This is a genomic window from Rickettsia endosymbiont of Villa modesta (genome assembly GCF_964026485.1).
Taxonomy (GTDB): Bacteria; Pseudomonadota; Alphaproteobacteria; order Rickettsiales; family Rickettsiaceae; genus Rickettsia; species Rickettsia asembonensis.
In genome coordinates this window covers 956,277-976,073 of record NZ_OZ032157.1, presented here as the reverse complement: position 1 = coordinate 976,073, position 19,797 = coordinate 956,277, and the positions used below count along the sequence as shown (strand labels likewise).

The window sequence follows — 19,797 nt, the reverse complement described above, 5'->3', positions numbered from 1 at the left end:
AGAACCCAACAATGAAAAAATGTATCACAACTTTATTTTAGATACTAGACAATTTTTGTGAAATATATGAAGAATGGGAGAAGCAAAAATTAATACCAACAGATAGAAAACGCCGGAGAGAAGGGAATTTAAGCCTTTCAGAGCTTTTAACTATCGTATTATATTTTTATATATCGCCGTGCAAAGATTTTAAGAATTATTATTTATATCACTTATCATATAAATATAGAGGTTATTTTAAATTACCAAGTTATAGTCGAATAATACAATTATGGTCAAGATTAATTCTACCGCTTGGTTATAATGTTGCAACTATTTAGAGGAGAGGAAACAGGAATTTATTGCATAGATTCAACTAAATTATCGATATGTCATACAAAACGTACAAATAGCAATAAAGTATTTAGTGGTATACTTCTTTTACCTGAAGAATTGGTAGTATTAGATATTAATTATCCATAAGAACATTGATTATTCGCTCATCTGAATATTCATTTTCCAACTTTTCAAGTTAAAGAAGTATATAGCTAAAATAGGGATGAGTAGTTATGGATGGTTTATGGGGTTTAAGTTGCATATAGTAATTAACAATAAGGGAGCGATTATGGCGATCAAAATTACCAAAGCAAATAATAGTGATTTATCGGTAGCAGACGATATAACTGATGGATTACAAGGTAAACTCTTTGGTGATAAGGGATATATTTCTAAGGAATTATTTACTAAATTATTAGGTCGTGGATTACGCTTATTTACAGGAATTAGAAAAGATATGAAGAATCATTTATTGGAAATGGAAGATAAAATACAGCTTAGAAAAAGGTCGTTGGTTGAGTCAGTATTTGATGTCCTAAAAAATAATATGAATCTTGAACACTCAAGGCATCGATCACCTACTAATTTTTTAGTTCATATTCTAGCTTGTGTTAATGCTTTTAATATTACTAAAACTAATATTTTAAACTCTTTTTTCGATAATCTTAAACTCTTCTTATCCTAAACTGGCGTTTATAATATTAGCTAGCCGTTAAAACGGTTAAGCGTTTCAAATTAAAACATATAGCATTCATAAATTCCGAGAATTGATTTTTGGCAATACCAATATATCTGACACGTTTATTATCTTGTGAGAATACTCTTTCAAAAGGTGCTCTAATTTTTGTATAATATCTATCAAGGTCAAAATTTTTATCTTTCATGTTATTTTTCTTTACAGCACAAAGATGCACTTCTTGCCTAGTTGCTGTATCTTTGGTAGACTTTGTACAATATGCTTTATCTACATATGCAGCACCGGAGCGTGGCATAACGTGTTTAAAACCTTTGCTATCAGTAACATTTGCAGAGGTAACTGCAACCTTATTAATAATCCCTGATTGGATATCAACGCTAACATGTTTTTTATAACCATACCAAAACTTATTACCTCCTTTACAACCAATTTTAGCTTGTTTATCATTCGCAACTTTGGGCAAAGTCTCATTATTTAGCTTGTCATATTTTTGCTTCCTCAACTCATCACGTTCTGTCCAAAGACTAGCTTTTGAGATCAAATGAGAGGCATCTACAAAGGTAAATACCTCGCTCATATAACCTTGCTTTCGTAGTTGTTCTCTAAAGTTTGCAAATATTTTTGATAGTAAGTTAGTACCTATTTTCTTACGTATTTTACTAAACACACTATAATCTGGAGTCGTCTCTGTAAGAGCAAAATCACAAAACCATTTGCCGGCATTACTATCAGCCAAATAACGTTCTGATTCTCGATCAGATAAGTCTTCCATAAATTGCAGAAGTAAACATTTAAATAACCTCAATGCTCCATAGCCTTTATAATTAGCTTCAGTTTCTATCGCTAATAACTCTCTTGCAACTGCTTTGAAATTAAATTAACTTTTAAATTTACGATATTGATGTTCCGGGCTAACTAATTCATCTAAACTGACCATTGTTATTTGATGCTCTGACATTTTTTACTTTCTTATTTTTTTATCACATTATAACCTTTTACTCTTCATAGCTCAACACTCCCATAATATGTTTACGCTTCCAACCACTGAAACTTGGTAATGTTTTAACTACATTCTTTCTAATCCAACCAAATCTTGCTCGAGTTTGGTATTGAGGATGAACACTATCCATAAAATAAATAGACTCATCTTTAGCTAAATTATTTTTTAGCAAACTATATTGCAGCTTAAATTCCTCTTGCTTAGCTAAATCTATTTTTCCAGGAATTAACTTAGGCTTCTGATAACTAAAACCAAGTCTGTGTAACAGCTTGATTACCCCAGCTAATGTATAGATTACTCCATATTGACGTTCTATGAACAAACCTATATCTCTAGCATACACATAATTATTATTTTCTAGATGAACTATTAACTCTGCTTCCTCCTGTCTAGTAAGGTTACTATCACTACCGCCATTTCCAGGCTTAAGCTTCTGAGCATTATGATAATCTATTAAATGTTTTCTTATCCCTCCCCATCACTCAGTAATAACACTTTCGATATCTCATCAATACTATAGCTATCATCATACATGAAAACAGCTTTGATTCTATCACAAATCCTCTTATCCCTTTCGCTTCTATGGTAAAGCTTTAATTCTTCTTTTTCTACTGATGTTAATTTTCTATAAATCCATTCTTACTTAATAACACTTGCTGACTTCTTTGACAATTTTTCATTTACTAGAGGTATATTTGTGGGCGTTGTTATAGCAACAAGCCTAATTATGATCTAGCTCGCAGCCTATTTAAGTTTAATGAGCATAGCAAAAAAATAGTTCATCAGTTTAAATATCAGGATAAGACGATATTTGCTAAGCTTTTATATAATAGATATAGCGAGGATATAAAAGATATTGATTTAATCATACCTGTACCTATGAATAGATTTAAGAGGTTACTACGAATGTATAATCCTGCTCATATTTTAGCTATGGAAATTGCAAAAGTTACCGATAAAATGTTAAAAGCCGATATTTTAACTAAATCAAAATGGACCAAGTCTCAGACTTTTCTTTCACGAAAACAACGCAAAAATAATATAAAGGGTAGTATCAAATTTAACACAAAATATAATATTGTAAGTAAAAAAATCTTATTAGTCGATGATGTCGTTACCACCGGTGTTACTATAAATGAATGTGCTAAAATTTTACGACAAGCGGGGGCAGGGTCGGTATATGTGATGAGTGTTGCGATGACTTAGTAGAGATTTGTCACCCCGTGGCTTGACCACGGTATCCAGTCTTTTTAAATTGTTTTATGGACCCCGTGGTCAAGCCACGGGGTGACACTAGATAGGTAACTTATGCAAAATGAAATAAAAAAAGTTTGTGTTATCGGTTCGGGGGTAATGGGTTCAGGGATTGCAGCGTTAATTGCTAATTCCTCTCATAAAGTAGTGCTGCTTGATATTATCGCTAAAGATTCCGATGATCCGAATAAAATAGTTAAAACCGCTAAAGAAAATTTGCATCAACAAAAACCTCCTCCTTTGTCTTTTCCGGATAAAGTAAATTTCATTACCATAGGCAATTTAGAACATGATTTAGAATTAATTAGGGATTGTGATTTAGTAATTGAAGTTATTGTTGAGAAGCTAGAAATCAAACACCAATTATATAATAAAATTATTCCTTATCTTAAAGAAGATGCAATTATTGCTTTTAATACCTCTACATTACCTCTTAAAAGACTCAAAGAGAATTTACCGGATAATATTAAATCTAGATTCGTTATTACGCATTTCTTCAATCCGCCAAGATATACTTCTTTTACCTGAAGAATTGGTAGTATTAGATATTAATTATCCATAAGAACATTGATTATTCGCTCATCTAAATATTCATTTTCCAACTTTTCAAGTTAAAGAAGTATATATGGAACTGCTTGAGTTAATTATAGACCATACGGTAAAGTCTGAAGTCATAGAAAGAGTATCAGAGTTCTTAACGAAAACTCTTGGTAAGACTATAGTAAAATGTAATGATACGCCTGGCTTTATTGCTAATAGAGTAGGGTGTTTTTTACTTGAATTAGTAGCTCGCAAAGCGATAAGTCAAAAGCTTGATTTTGTAGCTTTGGATAAAATATTTACTACATATTTGGGGTTGCCGAGTACCGGAATTTTTGGTTTATATGATCTAATCGGGCATGACGTAATGAAGTTAATATCAAGCTCATTACTTGCCGCCCTTCCTGCAAATGATGCTTATCATAAAATATATGTAAATACTCCTGTTCTCGATAAGATGATAGAGAAGAAGTTAATTGGACGTAAGGGTAAGGTGGGTTTTATCGTTTATCGGTATCAAACGGCAAAAAGATTAAAGAAGTTATCAATATAAACGATTTATCATATAGTCCTGTTCAAAAAGTAGATATTTCATTTAATAATCTTGATGAGTTACTAGCTAGCGATTCGGTTTACGATAAATTTTTTACTAAAATTATCACGGAATTTTATGTTTATTTAGCAAGTTTAGTACCATCTGTGATAATATCTATGATATCGATGCTGCTATGAAGCTTGGTTATAGTTGGAAATACGGTCCATTTGAATTATTGACCATAGCAGCTAAAGACGGCTGGAATTCGGTAATTAAAAATGCCGATTTAATGCATATCCCACTTCCGCAATATTTAGGCAATAAAGAATATCAAAAAATCGATAAACAAAAATTTAATTCTCACAAAGATATTTTACAAGAAAGTCAGATAGTATTAGAAAACGATTCTGCAAAGCTAATAAATTATCGTAAGAATTTCATTTTTGTTATTACTACAAAAATGAATTGTTTAAATCATAATGTGTTTTATTTACTGCAAGAAGCAGCAAGTAAAGCCGAAAATGACGGCAAAAATCTTTATATTTATCCGCAAGGAAATAATTTTTTTGCCGGTGCGGATTTAAAGCTTCTTCTTTCTTATATTGAAGACGGTAATTTTCATGATCTAGAGAATTTACTAAAGCTGGGACAGCAAACTATGCTGCACTTAAAATATTCTGGGGTTCATATTATTAGTTGTGCTAAAGGAGTAGCACTTGGCGGAGGATGTGAGCTACTATTGCACTCAAGCTATATTGTGGCAAATCAGGAACTTAACGCCGGACTTGTAGAACTTGGAGTCGGTTTAATACCGGGATGGGGCGGTGTTACTGAAATGTTTGTACGAAGCAAGGGAGATAAAACTAAATTAATTAGAAATATCAGAAATATTATAGAGCAGAATAAAACAAGTTCAGCCGATTACTTTAAATCAGATTATGATGTAGAGAATATGCACGTAAATATGAACAAGCATTATATTTTAGATGAAGCTTTAAAATTAAACCTATCTAAAAAGATAGTACCGATTCCGCATAAAATTACTTTGCCTAAAATAAATTTAGCAACAGAAATAGATACATCACAATATAACGAACTACAAAATAAGGTAATTAGCAAATTCCAAAATATTATTGATAAACATTCTGAAACAAATGAAGAAGAGCTACTTTCTTATGAGCGGGAAATATTTTTAGAACTTGCAAAAGATCCAAAAACTATCGAGAAGCTGAAAGTGATTGTGAAGTGAAGGATTATTAAGATATTCTGAATTCTTTTATTGTGGTTATGAGATCTTGAAATAATATAAAAAATGGATTAATATTTGAAATATTAATATAAATAAAAAATTATTATGCCGGTAATTAGTCGTTTTTTTGGGATAATAATTATGATGTACTATAGAGACTATAATCCTCCTCATTTTCATGCTAAATATGGTGATTATGAAGTAATAATTTCACTAAACGGTAAAATATTAGAAGGTAAATTTCCTAAAAGAGCTTTGCAATTAGTTACAGAATGGTTAAATATCCATAAAGAAGAACTAATAGATAATTGGAATAAAACGCAAAATGGTGAACCATTAAATTCTATAGCCCCATTGGAGTAAAAATGTTGCATGTAATATCTGTAAGTTATATTGATGATTATTATTTAGAATTAGTTTTTGATGATGGAACAAAAGGTATTATAAACCTATATCCACATCTTAAAGGCTCAATTTTTGAACCGCTTCAAGATAAAAATTTATTTAATAAAGTGATGATAGATGAAGAATTGCAAACTATTAGTTGGTCTAATGGAGCAGATTTTGCTCCGGAATTTTTAAAGGCGAATTTAGATTCTGCTTGAGATTGCTAAAAGTAACCTCACTCATAAGAATAATGAATTTTATATAGCTGATAAATAATACCATATATAGTTGAGAGCAAATTCATTATGGTTCTGCTCCGATAAATTCGTCACTTTTTTGTAATATACCTCTAGTAAATGAAAAATTGTCAAAGAAGTCAGCAAGTGTTATTAAGTAAGAATGGATTTATAGAAAATTAACATCAGTAGAAAAAGAAGAATTAAAGCTTTACCATAGAAGCGAAAGGGATAAGAGGATTTGTGATAGAATCAAAGCTGTTCTCACGTATGATGATAGCTATAGTATTGATGAGATATCGAAAGTGTTATTACTGAGTGATGAAGGGATAAGAAAACATTTAATAGATTATCATAATGCTCAGAAGCTTAAGCCTGGAAATGGCGGTAGTGATAGTAAACTTACTAGACAGGAGGAAGCAGAGTTAATAGTTCATTTAGAAAATAATAATTATGTGAATTCTAGAGATATAGGTTTGTTCATAGAACGTCAATATGGAGTAATCTATACATTAGCTGGGGTAATCAAGCTGTTACACAGACTTGGTTTTAGTTATAAGAAACCTAAGTTAATTCCTGGAAAAATAGATTTAGCTAAGCAAGAGGAATTTAAGCTGCAATATAGTTTGCTAAAAAATAATTTAGCTAAAGATGAGTCTATTTATTTTATGGATAGTGTTCATCCTCAATACCAAACTCGAGCAAGATTTGGTTGGATTAGAAAGAATGTAGTTAAAACATTACCAAGTTTCAGTGGTTGGAAGCGTAAACATATTATTGGTGCTATTAATCTTAAGGATTTAGAGGTAGTAACAACTGACAATCCTAAGGTTAATGGTGATTATATTATTGAATTTTTAAAGAAATTAGAAGCAAATAATCAAGATAAAAGTAAGATTTATTTGATATGCGATAATGCTGGATATCATAGGTCAAAAAAGGTAAAAGAATATCTACAATACAGTAAAATAGAGTTACTATTTTTGCCAGCATATAGTCCTAATTTGAATCCAATTGAACGACTGTGGAAATTGATGCATTCTGTTGTAAGTAACAATAAATTTTATGCGAATTTTGAGACATTTACTGATTCTATACGAATATTTTTTGAAAATATTGAAAAATATAAAAATAAAATTTCTTCATTGGTAAATGACAATTTTCAAACCATTGTTCCTAATCATTTTAACAACTCTTCATGTTGAAGAAGTATACTTCTTTAACTTGAAAAGTTGGAAAATGAATATTTAGATGAGCGAATAATCAATGTTCTTATGGATAATTAATATCTAATACTACCAATTCTTCAGGTAAAAGAAGTATATATATGTATCTTGCAGCCGCTAAAGCTAGTTGCACTTTACCTAAGAAATTTTGGTATGAAAAATTCCGTAATAATCAGATAGAAAAATTCGGAGCTGATCATCCGAATAGTATTAAAATTTTAAACCTTAAATGTGATGGTTCAAATTAGCTAGAATTTTTTCTGATTAGTGCAATAAAAAAGCCGAAAGCGGTAAGAATAATTCCAAGCCAAATAAAGCTCATCATTGGCTTGTAATATATTTTAGCATGAATTATATCGCCGTCTATATTACTTAAAACTGCATAAAGATCATATGATAAGTAAGAATATATATCACTTTCTTGCGATAAGCTCTTCTCAACTATATAAAGCCTATTTTCCGGCTTTAATATAGTTATATTACGGCTATTATCCTCAAGCCAAAATTCAGCAATTTGTCTATAATAATTTTTACCTTGAGCAAACTTAATATTTTGCAATGTTACTTTAAATTCATTAAATGTTTTACTTGTTCCTACTTCTCCGGTAAAATCCATTTCACTTTGTAATAATGCATTCGTTGTAATACTGAAAGCAATTAGTGCAAAACCAAAATGCCCAAGGATCATACTAGCAGCACTTGCTTTAAGTCTATTTCTAAAATAATTAGTTTTAATCAAAAGATAATGAACATTATGAAGCATCAAAAATATAGATGCGATTATAGTTAAAATCGATATAACACTAAATGTTACTTTTAATGATATTAAATAAGTAATTATTAGAGATAATATTAGAATTATAATATGTTTTTTAATGGTGCTTCTGGTAGTAAATAATCCTATAGTACAAAGAATAGGGATAACGAATATAATAAAATTATTAACAAAAAATGTTTCACTAATAATAATTGGTTTATCGTCAAATAAAGAGTAAATTGGCGGGTAAAGTGTGGCAGCTATTAGCACAATAAGGCTAAGTAGGAAGAATATGTTGCCAAGGAGTATGGCTTTTGCTATTATTGTCATCCCGCGGCTTGACCGCGGGATCCAGTTAAAAGTATTATCAATTGTTTTTTGGATCCCGCGGTCAAGCCGCGGGATGACACACAGTCCTCCAATCCCCATAATCAAAAATATCCCAAGTAAGTATATTCCTCTCTCAGGTGAGAATGCAAAAGAGTGAATGGAGGTAATAAAACCGGAACGTACTAAAAAAGTACTAAATATTACTAATAAAAAAGTAACAATTGATAAGATTATCGTCCAGTTATGCAAGGGGGCTATACGGTTTGTTTTGGTAGTAACTATTATAGAATGATGTAACATAATTCCGGATAACCAAGGAAATAGCGAAATATTTTCTACCGGGTCGAAAAACCAAAATCCACCCCAGCCGAGTTCTCTATAGGCCCACCAAGAACCTAGGCTAATTCCTATGGTAGTAAATAAGATACCGATATTGGAAAATGTTTTGAGAAGATGAATAGGTGTCATCCCGTGGTCCCGCCACGGGATCCAGTTAAAAATACTAAAATTATTAGTATTTTTTATTGTTTTTATGGACCCCGTGGTCAAGCCACGGGGTGACACAATAGAGGCACAAACAATAGTAAAAGGCACTACATAGCTGACATAGCCTAAATAAAGCAGAGGAGGATGGATGCTCAAAGCAATATCTTGTAGCATCGGGTTTAGTCCAAGCCCCTCTTTAGGAGCGAAAGAAAACACGTTAAAAGGATTGGAGGTAAAGTAAATAAAACTGCTAAAAAATAATTGTATGGCTGATAGAATAATAATAGATAAAAATTTAAGCCGGTTATCTTTAAGTAAAAATATATAACAGCAACTAACGATTTGTAATAAACAAAACCATAATAACATTGAGCCTTCGTGGCTCGACCAGCTACCGGCTATTTTATATATTAAAGGTTTTAAAGTACTGGAATTTAAGAAAACATTTTGTAGTGAAAAGTCAGAAATAATAAAAGCATGGACTAGGGTAAAAAAGGCAAGTATAGCACATGAGGCAGCTATGTAGAAAAGAAAAACGGTTGTCATTCCGCGGCTTGACCGCGGAATCCATTTACTAATTATTTTGTTGGATCCCGTGGTCAGGCCACGGGATGACAAAGGTACATAAACAATCGACATCCCGCTTAAGCACATCGTTGTTAGCAGTAAAAAATTACCGATTTCACTCACTGCTTATTGTTTCCTCGGTAGTAGGTAATACGGTAATTTTTACACTGTCAATCTTATTGGCAATTTTCTTTAAAATTATTAGTTTAAAGTTAAATATTTCGATTACCTCTCCTTGATTTGGAATTCTAGCAATTTTATGGATTATTAACCCCGCTATAGTATTTGCATCCTCATCCGATAAATTCCAATCAAGTTCTCGGTTAATATCTCTAATAGTCGTAGTGCCTTTTATAATGAACTCGGTATTAGACTTCTTGATAATTTCATTATTAAGTCTATCATGTTCATCGGTAATAGGTCCTACGATTTCTTCTATAACATCTTCAAGAGTAATAATTCCCTGTAAATCACCATATTCATCTACAACACAAGCAAAATGATTATTACGTTCTCTAAATGCATGTAGCTGATCTACTACAAGTGCATTCTCAGGGATAAACCAAGGTGGAGTTAGAAGTTTATTAATATCAACTTTTTTTGCATCATTATTATTTTCGTATAATGCTTTAAGCAAATCTTTTAGATTGAGAATCCCTATTATATTATCTCTATTATCTTGCCATAAAGGTATACGTGTATGAGCACCCGATAATAAAGTTTTAATTATCACTTCATGAGGTAGGTCGATATTAAGGGCTATAATACTACTTCTGTGAGTCATAATTTCCGATACCGTCATATTACGTATATCTAATATTCCGCCGAGCATATTACGATCGGATTTATAAACTCCGCCTTCTTGGTGGTAATGCTCAATCACGCCTCTTACTTCTTCCGTTCCTGATATTTGAGGATTTAAATTAATACGAAATATGAAGCAAAATATTTTTGTAATGTAATCAAGAGCAATATTAATAGGTTTGAAAAGCTTTAAAAATATTACGATAGTTGAAGCCATTTTTAATGCTAATTGTTCAGGTTTAGCAACGGCTATTGCTTTCGGTACTACTTCGGCAAAAACAATAATTATAAAAGCCATAACGCCGGAAGCAACAATGGGTCCGTTATCTCCAAGAAAGCTAATAAAGAGAGTAGTAGCAATAGTAGTACAAACAGTATTGATTAGGCTATTACCGATTAGTAGGGTTCCTATGACCTTTTCTTTTTTCTTAAGAACCTCTAAAACTGTTTTAGCACACTTATTACCGGCAATTTTAAGCTTATGAATCTTCCCCGGCGAGGAGGCGGTAATAGCAGTTTCGGTAGCAGCAAATAAAGCAGATAAGGCAATCATTATTATAATAACGATCACAAGTATGGTAGTCATTTTTGTTAAATATAAATTAACTATAAATAATTATATTAGGAATTAGAAATTTTGCCTAATGTTTTTTTGTATATACTTCTTCAACATGAAGAGTTGTTAAAATGATTAGGCACAATGGTTTGAAAATTGTCATTTACCAATGAAGAAATTTTATTTTTATATTTTTCAATATTTTCAAAAAATATTCGTATAGAATCAGTAAATGTCTCAAAATTCGCATAAAATTTATTGTTACTTACAACAGAATGCATAAATTTCCACAGTCGTTCAATTGGATTCAAATTAGGACTATATGCTGGCAAAAATAGTAACTCTATTTTACCGTATTGTAGATATTCTTTTACCTTTTTTGACCTATGATATCCAGCATTATCGCATATCAAATAAATCTTACTTTTATCTTGATTATTTGCTTCTAATTTCTTTAAAAATTCAATAATATAATCACCATTAACCTTAGGATTGTCAGTTGTTACTACCTCTAAATCCTTAAGATTAATAGCACCAATAATATGTTTACGCTTCCAACCACTGAAACTTGGTAATGTTTTAACTACATTCTTTCTAATCCAACCAAATCTTGCTCGAGTTTGGTATTGAGGATGAACACTATCCATAAAATAAATAGACTCATCTTTAGCTAAATTATTTTTTAGCAAACTATATTGCAGCTTAAATTCCTCTTGCTTAGCTAAATCTATTTTTCCAGGAATTAACTTAGGTTTCTGATAACTAAAACCAAGTCTGTGTAACAGCTTGATTACCCCAGCTAATGTATAGATTACTCCATATTGACGTTCTATGAACAAACCTATATCTCTAGCATACACATAATTATTATTTTCTAGATGAACTATTAACTCTGCTTCCTCCTGTCTAGTAAGTTTATTATCACTACCGCCATTTCCAGGCTTAAGCTTCTGAGCATTATGATAATCTATTAAATGTTTTCTTATCCCTTCATCACTCAGTAATAACACTTTCGATATCTCATCAATACTATAGCTATCATCATACATGAAAACAGCTTTGATTTTATCACAAATCCTCTTATCCCTTTCGCTTCTATGGTAAAGCTTTAATTCTTCTTTTTCTACTGATGTTAATTTTCTATAAATCCATTCTTACTTAATAACACTTGCTGACTTCTTTGACAATTTTTCATTTACTAGAGGTATATACGTAGTTTTGGTGCTACCGGTCCATGTTGCCATGCTTCAATCTCTTCTTCAAAAAGTGGCTTATTAAATAAAGCAAGATGAACGCCTTGAGCAAAATATACAAGTTTCTGTAGTTTTAATTGGCTTATAATATCTCCTGCTTCTCTATCTACTAGAACTAAAAAATAATTTGCTACATCAAAACAACTAAGTGCTTGTTCTTTTTGTTTAGTATTCATAATTATAAAATTCTTATTAATTACTCATTAATTACATTAAGTAACTTTATAACATAAATATATACTCATACAAATAGCATATAACTTATATCTATCTTTGGTTAGAAATACTACCTACTATACTCTGCCGGCATAATATTTTCAAAATACTCATTCCCTAATTCTAAAAATGTATTAAAAAAAGTGGAACTTATTATAGTTTGTGGAAGATTAAAATCTCTTCTACCATTTGTTGTTGTCCAACCTTCTGCAATTGCTTTATCGGCCTTTCTTTGAATGCTACCGATAAACATATTTCTTCCATGTGTGTAATTTATTCCTTCTGCAGAAATATAATCATTCGTTTGGCTAACTGCCCGCCACGATAAATTAAATATTTGTCCTACCGAAAAATTCTTTAATAAACCTATAAAAGTATTCATAGTTTTGTCTCCAACAGGCTCATTTAAAGTAAAACCTCTTTTAGCTAATAAATATTTAAAATATTCTATACATTCATAGCTAGTAATTTGTTTCCACATCTCAGCAATCTCGTCTTTCCATGAAGAAGACCACTCACCTTTAACAAGATTTTTTACATCGTCTAAATATTGTTGTTTTTCCTTAATATTCATAGACGGTAAAAGTTTCCATATTATTTTTTCTATGGAATATATATGCAGCTTTTTTTCTGCATCAAACTCAAAAGCATCAAGAGGACTTGAAGGACTAATTACTATAAGACCTTTATTACATAAATGATTTATAACCCTATTAACGCCAGTTTAGGATAAGAAGAGTTTAAGATTATCGAAAAAAGAGTTTAAAATATTAGTTTTAGTAATATTAAAAGCATTAACACAAGCTAGAATATGAACTAAAAAATTAGTAGGTGATCGATGCCTTGAGTGTTCAAGATTCATATTATTTTTTAGGACATTAAATACTGACTCAACCAACGACCTTTTTCTAAGCTGTATTTTATCTTCCATTTCCAATAAATGATTCTTCATATCTTTTCTAATTCCTGTAAATAAGCGTAATCCACGACCTAATAATTTAGTAAATAATTCCTTAGAAATATATCCCTTATCACCAAAGAGTTTACCTTGTAATCCATCAGTTATATCGTCTGCTACCGATAAATCACTATTATTTGCTTTGGTAATTTTGATCGCCATAATCGCTCCCTTATTGTTAATTACTATATGCAACTTAAACCCCATAAACCATCCATAACTACTCATCCCTATTTTAGCTATATACTTCTTTAACTTGAAAAGTTGGAAAATGAATATTCAGATGAGCGAATAATCAATGTTCTTATGGATAATTAATATCTAATACTACCAATTCTTCAGGTAAAAGAAGTATACCACTAAATACTTTATTGCTATTTGTACGTTTTGTATGACATATCGATAATTTAGTTGAATCTATGCAATAAATTCCTGTTTCCTCTCCTCTAAATAGTTGCAACATTATAACCAAGCGGTAGAATTAATCTTGACCATAATTGTATTATTCGACTATAACTTGGTAATTTAAAATAACCTCTATATTTATATGATAAGTGATATAAATAATAATTCTTAAAATCTTTGCACGGCGATATATAAAAATATAATACGATAGTTAAAAGCTCTGAAAGGCTTAAATTCCCTTCTCTCCGGCGTTTTCTATCTGTTGGTATTAATTTTTGCTTCTCCCATTCTTCATATATTTCACAAAAATTGTCTAGTATCTAAAATAAAGTTGTGATACATTTTTTCATTGTTGGGTTCTTGTTTTTTTGTTGAAAAACTTCAGTAACCCAACACTCTTAACTTGTAAATACTTTATTCTTATTCCATGCTTCTCTTCTTCCTTATCCTAAATTCGCGTTGTTAATGTTAAATTCTTTTAACAAATTATCTACTTTTTCATTATCATAGTAACGTTTTATTAGATCTTCGAGCTGTTTTTGAGTCAAATGCGATAAATCTTTATGAGCCATAACTTAATTGATTATTAGGTATATAATTGTAACTTATAAAATTACGGCTGTAATAGAGAAAGTAATATAAATATACATATTTTTATTATAAAAGTAAAAATAGAAATTAAAAGACTATCAATATGGGATAATTAGTAGACGATAAGCTTTTTAAAAAGCTTTTAGACTTTATAAATTGATGGTAATATTAACAGCCCGCCCGTCTTACGTTCTGAGATAATCATATAAGAATTTTGGGAGCAGGATACTAGCGTAAAGGTAAGAGGATATAGTAAAAGATTTCTTACCGCACCCTAGAGAATTTTTATTAAAAGAGACTTTCGTAAAAGTAACCATTTCTTTAAGTAAAGAGAGCATAGAATTTTTTAAATCAGAAGCAGCAATTGCACATGTTCCTTTAGTTAAATTAGGAAACTTCTTTACTAACCTTATTTGTAGCAATCTTCTTTTTTAGATTAAACTGAAATTCGCGTCGTTGTTTTGCGATCTCATATAGCACAATGCCAGATGATGTACCCAAATTAAGACTTTCAATAATTCCGTACATTGGAATATTAATACAAAAGCTACTTCTCTCGACAGCAGTTTTGCTAATTCCTACTCCTTCGTTTCCAAACCAAACTGCAAGCTTTTTATATTTAGTGTAATCATGTTCATGAAGTACTACATTGTTATATCCTTTCATATGAGGAGAAGTAATGACCTAAACAAAACTTTCCTTCTCCAAATGATCCATACAGCTATTCGTATCTTTGAAAATCTTTACGAAACTCCATTTAATGGCAGAGACGGATATAGCGTTGAGTTTTGGCTCTGTACGCATTTCTTCCCATGTGTCAGGTAATAGTTTTTGATTGGTAACAATATAAGCTTTTTCAATCCCAAGTGCGTTAACATTTCGAATGATGGTGCCAATATTTTTTATATTATCAGGGTTCTCAATTACGGCGATCAAGTTCTTGCACCTAAACTCTTTAATTTTATTAGCTCTTGTGCGAAGAGTCGGTTTAGACTTTTGTTTTTCTTCCATAATATATTAAATAGATTTATAAATATAAAAATTATACAAGATGCTAATACATAATAACACAAAGAAATATCATTATGGCGGAGAGAGGGGGATTCGAACCCCCGACACGTTGCCGTGAACACGCTTTCCAGGCGTGCGCCTTAAACCGCTCGGGCCATCTCTCCAAAATTTTTAGCATTGCCTGTATGGCTTCCTATGTTATTCTCACAAGGTATTTGCGTGGATCAATTTCACCTATGTCCGTCATCCCGTGGCTTGACCACGCCGGGATCCAGTTAAAAATATTATTAGCTTCTTCTAGCTCATTTTTAGTATTAACACCAACAATTAAATCATGATCAGTAGATAATAAATATGAAACTTTTTCACCGTGATTTTTACATATTTTCACTATTTCAGTTAAATAAACTTCCTTATTACCGTTAGTATTAGTAGCAAATAAAGGTAAGTATTTATTTAAAATTCCGCTACTGAAAGCCATAATACCTGAATTACAAAGTTTTATATTTTTCTCTTCTTCACTTGCGTTTTTATATTCGATTATCTCTAAGAATGCGCCATTTTTATCAGTAGCTATTCTTCCATACTGAGCCGGATTTGCTCTCTCAAAGCTTAAAGTCACTAATGCAGAATTAGTAAGGCTTAAATAATCTATTAATTCATGCATAAGTTTTGGAGTAATAAGAGGATGATCACCGTATAAAACTAATATTGTTTTATTTTTATCAATTAAATCTATTGCTGCATGAGTAGCATGAGCTGTGCCTTTAGGTTCTTCTTGCAGTACAAAGCGACACATATTTTCATAGGGCGTTAAATGTTTTTTAAGTTCTTCTGAATAAACTATGATTACATCATTTGTGACGTTAAGCGAATTCTTTAATACCGTTTCAAGCATTGGAACTCCGCCGACTTTATGCATTACTTTCGGTAAATCGGACTCCATTCTAGTACCTTTACCGGCTGCTAATATAATTATTTGATAATTTGCATTGTTATAAGTCATTGTTCTCCTTGTATTATTTCGTAAACATCATCAGATAATTCATAATTCCCGAAAACGCTTTGCACATCATCGCTTTCTTCTAAAGTTTCCACAAGCTTTAGTAATTTTTCAGCTTTTTCCTTATCATCTATAATTATGGTATTTAATGGAATCCAGCCTATATAAGAGTCTTCAGGTATACCGTATTTGCCGGTTAAAAATTCTAGAACTTTAGAAAAATTTTCAATATCCGTATAGATTGTATGGAATATTTCATCAGATACGATATCATCCCCTCCGGCTTCTATTGCTGCCTCAAAAATATCTTCATTCGATGCTATGTTTGTTGGATACTGGATAACTCCGCAATGTTTGAATAAATAATTAACGCTACCTGTTTCACCTAAGCTGCCACCGTATTTGGTAAAACCGGAACGCACTTCGGCAGCAGTACGGTTTTTATTATCGGTTAAAGCTTCAACTATTATAGCAATACCATTCGGTGCATAACCTTCATATCTAATTTCCGTATAATTTTCGGTACTAGCATCGTCAGCACTATTAATAGCTTTGTCTATTCTTTCTTTTGGGAGATTTTGACTGCGTGCGGCGGTTAAAGCGTTTCTAAGACGCGGGTTATTTTCAGGGATATTAGAAGAGCAGGTTTTAACTGCAGTAACTATTTCACGAATTAATTTAGTGAAAACTTTTGCTCTTTTTTTATCTTGAGCCCCTTTACGATGCTGAATATTCTTAAACTTTGAGTGACCGGCCATATTCTATCTAGAAATAATTAACCTTGTTTTGCTTTAAATCTTTTATTCTTTTTATTTATCACAAAAATTTTGCCTCTTCTTTTTACGATCTGACAATCTTTATCACGTTTTTTTAACGATTTTAATGAGCTAACAACTTTCATAAATATATACTTATCACATTTAATTTGGACTGATAATAAACATTTTTATTTAATCAGTCAATTAACAATTTAAATAAAGCACTTTTAAATAAAAATACCATGTTTCGTGGTTTTCTATTGACATATATTAATAAAATAATGTTTTATACTTATAAAAATTAAGAAATACCGTATTTTATGGTATATAAATTTAACCAATAATTTATAAAAAGGTCAAATTATGAATAAATATTCACCGTATGATTTTAATCAAGCAACTATAAATGAAATCAAACAAAATGGAAGAAAATGGAGTTTAGACAAACCATATTATGATGAATTTCTTGTTGAATTACCGAAATTAGTTCAAAAATTTGATCTATCTGAAATAATTACAAAGGTAGATTATCCAGGTAAACATGTATCTATATTTAATGCAGTAGGGGAGCTAGCATCCTATGCTCAGCTTGCTAAATGGGCTGAGAATGCTATTAAAGATGAGCAGCAAGGTGAAAATGAAAAAGCTAATAATCAATGGAAAGCTATAAAAGCAGTGTTAGAGTATGCTAAAACATCAGGTATAGATTATTGTAGTTTAATAAGAGGTTGGGACAATAATAAAGGAGCAGCATAAGGCGATCAGATACTGAAACTACTAGAGAGCAATTTACAAGAAACAAAAAACCATAAAATTAAATCAGAAATATTTAGTCTTATATTAGAAGAAGCAAATAAAGGAGAATACGGTTTATACGCTATTCCTAGTAATTATAAAAATAATGAAAATGTAAAACATGCAGCTGCAAAACATCAAGAATTTGTTAATGATGAGCTTGAAACATTAGCACCTACAGAAGAGTTATTTGAAGATGAATCTCTTGAAGAAGAATCAAATATTTCTCATAACGATTTTACTCCACCGCCGGAAATGCCGCAATATATAGATCTTGGTAATTCTGAGCAGCTTGCAGCATTATTTAGTCAAGCAACAGCTCTCGCTAATAAAGCAACTTCAACACCTGGAAATTATCAAGCATGGCAAAATCATGCCGGTTCAATATTAAATAATGCAGAATTAGGTGAACAACCTTCTACTAGTTCAAATACCGCTAGCTCTAATAGAGTAGAGTTTAATGTTAAAGAACGTATTAATGAAATAAATAAGTTAATAAAAAATTACAAAATAGTAATCAGTGAAGAATATATAAAGAGAGTCTTAGAAACCGAAGATGCAGAGATAATAGATCAAGCTTTAAATAAGCCTCACTTTATTAAACAAGAACTTCTCATAATAGTAGAAAACCTTACGAAATCATTAGGTAGTCATTACGCTTCTCTGAATTTTGTAAGTAAGTCTTTATTTATTAAGTCTTTATTTATAGAGTCAGATGAGTTTCAAAATTTAGCAGAATTTATAGAAGATTTACTACCTATATTAGATAAAGAAAGTAAAGCTCTAAAATATGAATATTGTAAAGTAATAACAGAAGGAACAAGTAATCCATTACAAGTATTAGGCTCTATATTTGGTGGAGAACCATTAAATCCATTAAAAACAGCAGCAGAAACATATATAAAATGGTATGAAGAAAATTTTTCTAGAAGTGAAAATTTTGAAACTACCGAAAATAATTTAAACGACCACGGAGTCAGTTCTTTAGGTGATACTTTACAGGCTGATCTTGATTTAGATTAAGTCTTCAAATCTTAAATATCATAACTTTCTTTGCTTCATAAAGGAAGTTATGATACTTGCCTTTTTTCTTAAAAATAATTAATACTTTCTATACACAAACCTTATATTTTTTGACAAAATTTTACAAATTCTATATATTGCCGTTTTCAAAAATTCAGAATCCATATTCCATGGTTTTTAAGATTTTAATTTAAATTAAGGATATATTGTTGTGAAAGAGTCATTAGTTGAAAAATTAAAAAAAGATACAGTAAAACCACTAGAGACGACAGATTATTTGAGCATACTTATCGAAATTAAAAAGTTTATTGAAGCTAGTAATATTGATAATATAGCGTTAGGGCAAGGCTTGTTGTCCTTAGAGCAGGTTTCAAAAGAAGCAAAAAATAATAATGAAGCTATTATAAAAGGTAAGGACATATTAGAGTTACTTGCTCAAAATTTACCGGTAACTAAAAGCGATCCATTAAAAGCAGAAATATTTCACGTAATACTAAATGATTGTAGTGATTATTATAGAAATAATGAAGATGTTAATAATACATATCAATGGCTTAAAGAAGTTGGCGTAAGATTGAGTGTAGTTAGAACTGCAAGTTTAAATGAAGAAACATTAACCTCAGAAAACTTTAACTTTAGTAAAAAGTCAGCTGAGTTAGAGCCTGTAGTAATAGAACTTGAACAAATATTAGAAACATTAGGTATTACTAAAGATAATTTTGACGCTAATGATTTATAAGTAATCTTGTTTGTTTCTTATCTCATAACTTCCCTTGCTTCATAAGATAAGTTATGGTAGGCTAGTTTATCTTAATTAGTAACTCAAGTTTATTTTAGCGTTGCCG

At 30.8% G+C, this 19,797-nt stretch carries 20 protein-coding genes, 1 tRNA gene and 6 pseudogenes; 12 read left to right on the top strand and 15 right to left on the bottom strand.

What is annotated here, in order from left to right; translation table 11 throughout:
- The first annotated feature begins 41 nt into the window (after positions 1–41).
- A pseudogene (locus AC5584_RS05645) lies at positions 42–1,000 on the top strand (IS982 family transposase).
- 16 nt (positions 1,001–1,016) lie between these two features.
- On the opposite strand, the gene AC5584_RS05640 reads toward AC5584_RS05645, so the two are convergent.
- Positions 1,017–1,853: a transposase gene (locus AC5584_RS05640; protein ID WP_499217004.1), complete on the bottom strand. Its 837-nt coding sequence runs from the start codon at positions 1,851–1,853 to the stop codon at positions 1,017–1,019.
- A 154-nt stretch (positions 1,854–2,007) separates the two neighbouring features.
- On the bottom strand, positions 2,008–2,355 hold the full coding sequence (locus AC5584_RS05635) for a winged helix-turn-helix domain-containing protein (RefSeq protein ID WP_499216133.1): 348 nt from the start codon (positions 2,353–2,355) through the stop codon (positions 2,008–2,010).
- A gap of 536 nt (positions 2,356–2,891) precedes the next feature.
- Between AC5584_RS05635 and AC5584_RS05630 the strand changes: the two genes are divergently transcribed.
- The 7 genes and pseudogenes from AC5584_RS05630 to AC5584_RS05600 all read left to right on the top strand — a co-directional run bounded on the left by AC5584_RS05630 (position 2,892) and on the right by AC5584_RS05600 (position 7,687).
- Positions 2,892–3,218: a ComF family protein gene (locus tag AC5584_RS05630; RefSeq protein WP_485440452.1), complete on the top strand. Its 327-nt coding sequence runs from the start codon at positions 2,892–2,894 to the stop codon at positions 3,216–3,218.
- A 102-nt stretch (positions 3,219–3,320) separates the two neighbouring features.
- Positions 3,321–3,794, top strand: coding sequence for a 3-hydroxyacyl-CoA dehydrogenase family protein (locus AC5584_RS05625; RefSeq protein WP_499216132.1), 474 nt, complete (start codon positions 3,321–3,323; stop codon positions 3,792–3,794).
- Positions 3,795–3,888: 94 nt separating this feature from the next.
- A pseudogene (locus AC5584_RS05620) lies at positions 3,889–5,590 on the top strand (3-hydroxyacyl-CoA dehydrogenase family protein); the annotation flags it as partial.
- A gap of 105 nt (positions 5,591–5,695) precedes the next feature.
- A complete protein-coding gene (locus AC5584_RS05615; protein ID WP_499216131.1) occupies positions 5,696–5,953 on the top strand; it encodes a DUF4160 domain-containing protein in 258 nt (85 codons plus the stop codon).
- A 2-nt stretch (positions 5,954–5,955) separates the two neighbouring features.
- A complete protein-coding gene (locus AC5584_RS05610) occupies positions 5,956–6,195 on the top strand; it encodes a DUF2442 domain-containing protein (RefSeq protein ID WP_499216130.1) in 240 nt (79 codons plus the stop codon).
- 185 nt (positions 6,196–6,380) lie between these two features.
- Complete coding sequence (locus AC5584_RS05605) at positions 6,381–7,418, top strand: IS630 family transposase (protein ID WP_499217003.1); 1,038 nt, start codon at positions 6,381–6,383, stop codon at positions 7,416–7,418.
- Between the two features lie 122 nt (positions 7,419–7,540).
- Positions 7,541–7,687 carry a hypothetical protein gene (locus AC5584_RS05600; protein WP_499216129.1) on the top strand — a complete coding sequence of 49 codons (147 nt, stop codon included), beginning with the start codon at positions 7,541–7,543 and terminating at the stop codon, positions 7,685–7,687.
- On the opposite strand, the pseudogene AC5584_RS05595 reads toward AC5584_RS05600, so the two are convergent.
- The 7 genes and pseudogenes from AC5584_RS05595 to AC5584_RS05565 all read right to left on the bottom strand — a co-directional run.
- A pseudogene (locus tag AC5584_RS05595) lies at positions 7,684–8,508 on the bottom strand (cytochrome c-type biogenesis CcmF C-terminal domain-containing protein); the annotation flags it as partial. The gene AC5584_RS05600 and the pseudogene AC5584_RS05595 sit on opposite strands and share 4 nt — an antisense overlap.
- A 101-nt stretch (positions 8,509–8,609) precedes the next feature.
- Positions 8,610–9,558, bottom strand: a pseudogene (gene ccsA / locus AC5584_RS05590) (cytochrome c biogenesis protein CcsA); the annotation flags it as partial.
- Between the two features lie 136 nt (positions 9,559–9,694).
- A complete protein-coding gene (locus tag AC5584_RS05585) occupies positions 9,695–10,969 on the bottom strand; it encodes an HlyC/CorC family transporter (RefSeq protein WP_499216128.1) in 1,275 nt (424 codons plus the stop codon).
- 80 nt (positions 10,970–11,049) lie between these two features.
- Positions 11,050–12,003, bottom strand: a complete 954-nt coding sequence (locus AC5584_RS05580; protein ID WP_499217002.1) for an IS630 family transposase — start codon at positions 12,001–12,003, stop codon at positions 11,050–11,052.
- A gap of 134 nt (positions 12,004–12,137) precedes the next feature.
- Positions 12,138–12,368, bottom strand: coding sequence for a Panacea domain-containing protein (locus tag AC5584_RS05575; protein ID WP_499216127.1), 231 nt, complete (start codon positions 12,366–12,368; stop codon positions 12,138–12,140).
- Between the two features lie 110 nt (positions 12,369–12,478).
- On the bottom strand, positions 12,479–12,982 hold the full coding sequence (locus AC5584_RS05570; RefSeq protein ID WP_499216126.1) for a hypothetical protein: 504 nt from the start codon (positions 12,980–12,982) through the stop codon (positions 12,479–12,481).
- A gap of 150 nt (positions 12,983–13,132) precedes the next feature.
- A pseudogene (locus AC5584_RS05565) lies at positions 13,133–14,091 on the bottom strand (IS982 family transposase).
- A 476-nt stretch (positions 14,092–14,567) separates the two neighbouring features.
- Here AC5584_RS05565 and AC5584_RS05560 point away from each other — a divergent pair.
- Positions 14,568–14,797, top strand: a pseudogene (locus AC5584_RS05560) (hypothetical protein).
- Here the strand turns inward: AC5584_RS05560 and AC5584_RS05555 are convergent.
- The 6 genes from AC5584_RS05555 to ykgO all read right to left on the bottom strand — a co-directional run bounded on the left by AC5584_RS05555 (position 14,750) and on the right by ykgO (position 17,277).
- Complete coding sequence (locus AC5584_RS05555) at positions 14,750–15,028, bottom strand: TrmH family RNA methyltransferase (protein ID WP_499216125.1); 279 nt, start codon at positions 15,026–15,028, stop codon at positions 14,750–14,752. The pseudogene AC5584_RS05560 and the gene AC5584_RS05555 overlap by 48 nt on opposite strands.
- A gap of 18 nt (positions 15,029–15,046) precedes the next feature.
- Positions 15,047–15,373: an RNA methyltransferase gene (locus tag AC5584_RS05550; RefSeq protein WP_499216124.1), complete on the bottom strand. Its 327-nt coding sequence runs from the start codon at positions 15,371–15,373 to the stop codon at positions 15,047–15,049.
- Positions 15,374–15,448: 75 nt separating this feature from the next.
- Positions 15,449–15,537, bottom strand: a tRNA-Ser gene (locus AC5584_RS05545).
- Positions 15,538–15,566: 29 nt separating this feature from the next.
- The gene (locus AC5584_RS05540) at positions 15,567–16,379 is read right to left on the bottom strand and encodes a sugar phosphate nucleotidyltransferase (RefSeq protein ID WP_499216123.1); all 813 of its coding nucleotides are present in this window, start codon (positions 16,377–16,379) and stop codon (positions 15,567–15,569) included.
- Positions 16,376–17,134, bottom strand: coding sequence for a YebC/PmpR family DNA-binding transcriptional regulator (locus AC5584_RS05535; protein WP_499216122.1), 759 nt, complete (start codon positions 17,132–17,134; stop codon positions 16,376–16,378). Before AC5584_RS05535 ends, AC5584_RS05540 begins: the two co-directional genes overlap by 4 nt.
- Positions 17,135–17,151: 17 nt before the next feature.
- Positions 17,152–17,277, bottom strand: coding sequence for a type B 50S ribosomal protein L36 (gene ykgO, locus AC5584_RS05530; RefSeq protein WP_004998227.1), 126 nt, complete (start codon positions 17,275–17,277; stop codon positions 17,152–17,154).
- Positions 17,278–17,497: 220 nt separating this feature from the next.
- Between ykgO and AC5584_RS05525 the strand changes: the two genes are divergently transcribed.
- The 3 genes from AC5584_RS05525 (at position 17,498) to AC5584_RS05515 (ending at position 19,691) form a co-directional block, all read left to right on the top strand.
- Positions 17,498–17,890 carry a hypothetical protein gene (locus AC5584_RS05525; protein WP_410526613.1) on the top strand — a complete coding sequence of 131 codons (393 nt, stop codon included), beginning with the start codon at positions 17,498–17,500 and terminating at the stop codon, positions 17,888–17,890.
- 294 nt (positions 17,891–18,184) lie between these two features.
- Positions 18,185–18,952: a hypothetical protein gene (locus tag AC5584_RS05520; protein WP_499216121.1), complete on the top strand. Its 768-nt coding sequence runs from the start codon at positions 18,185–18,187 to the stop codon at positions 18,950–18,952.
- Between the two features lie 211 nt (positions 18,953–19,163).
- Entirely contained in the window at positions 19,164–19,691 is a 528-nt protein-coding gene (locus tag AC5584_RS05515) for a hypothetical protein (RefSeq protein ID WP_499216120.1), read from the top strand.
- Positions 19,692–19,797: the final 106 nt, after the last annotated feature.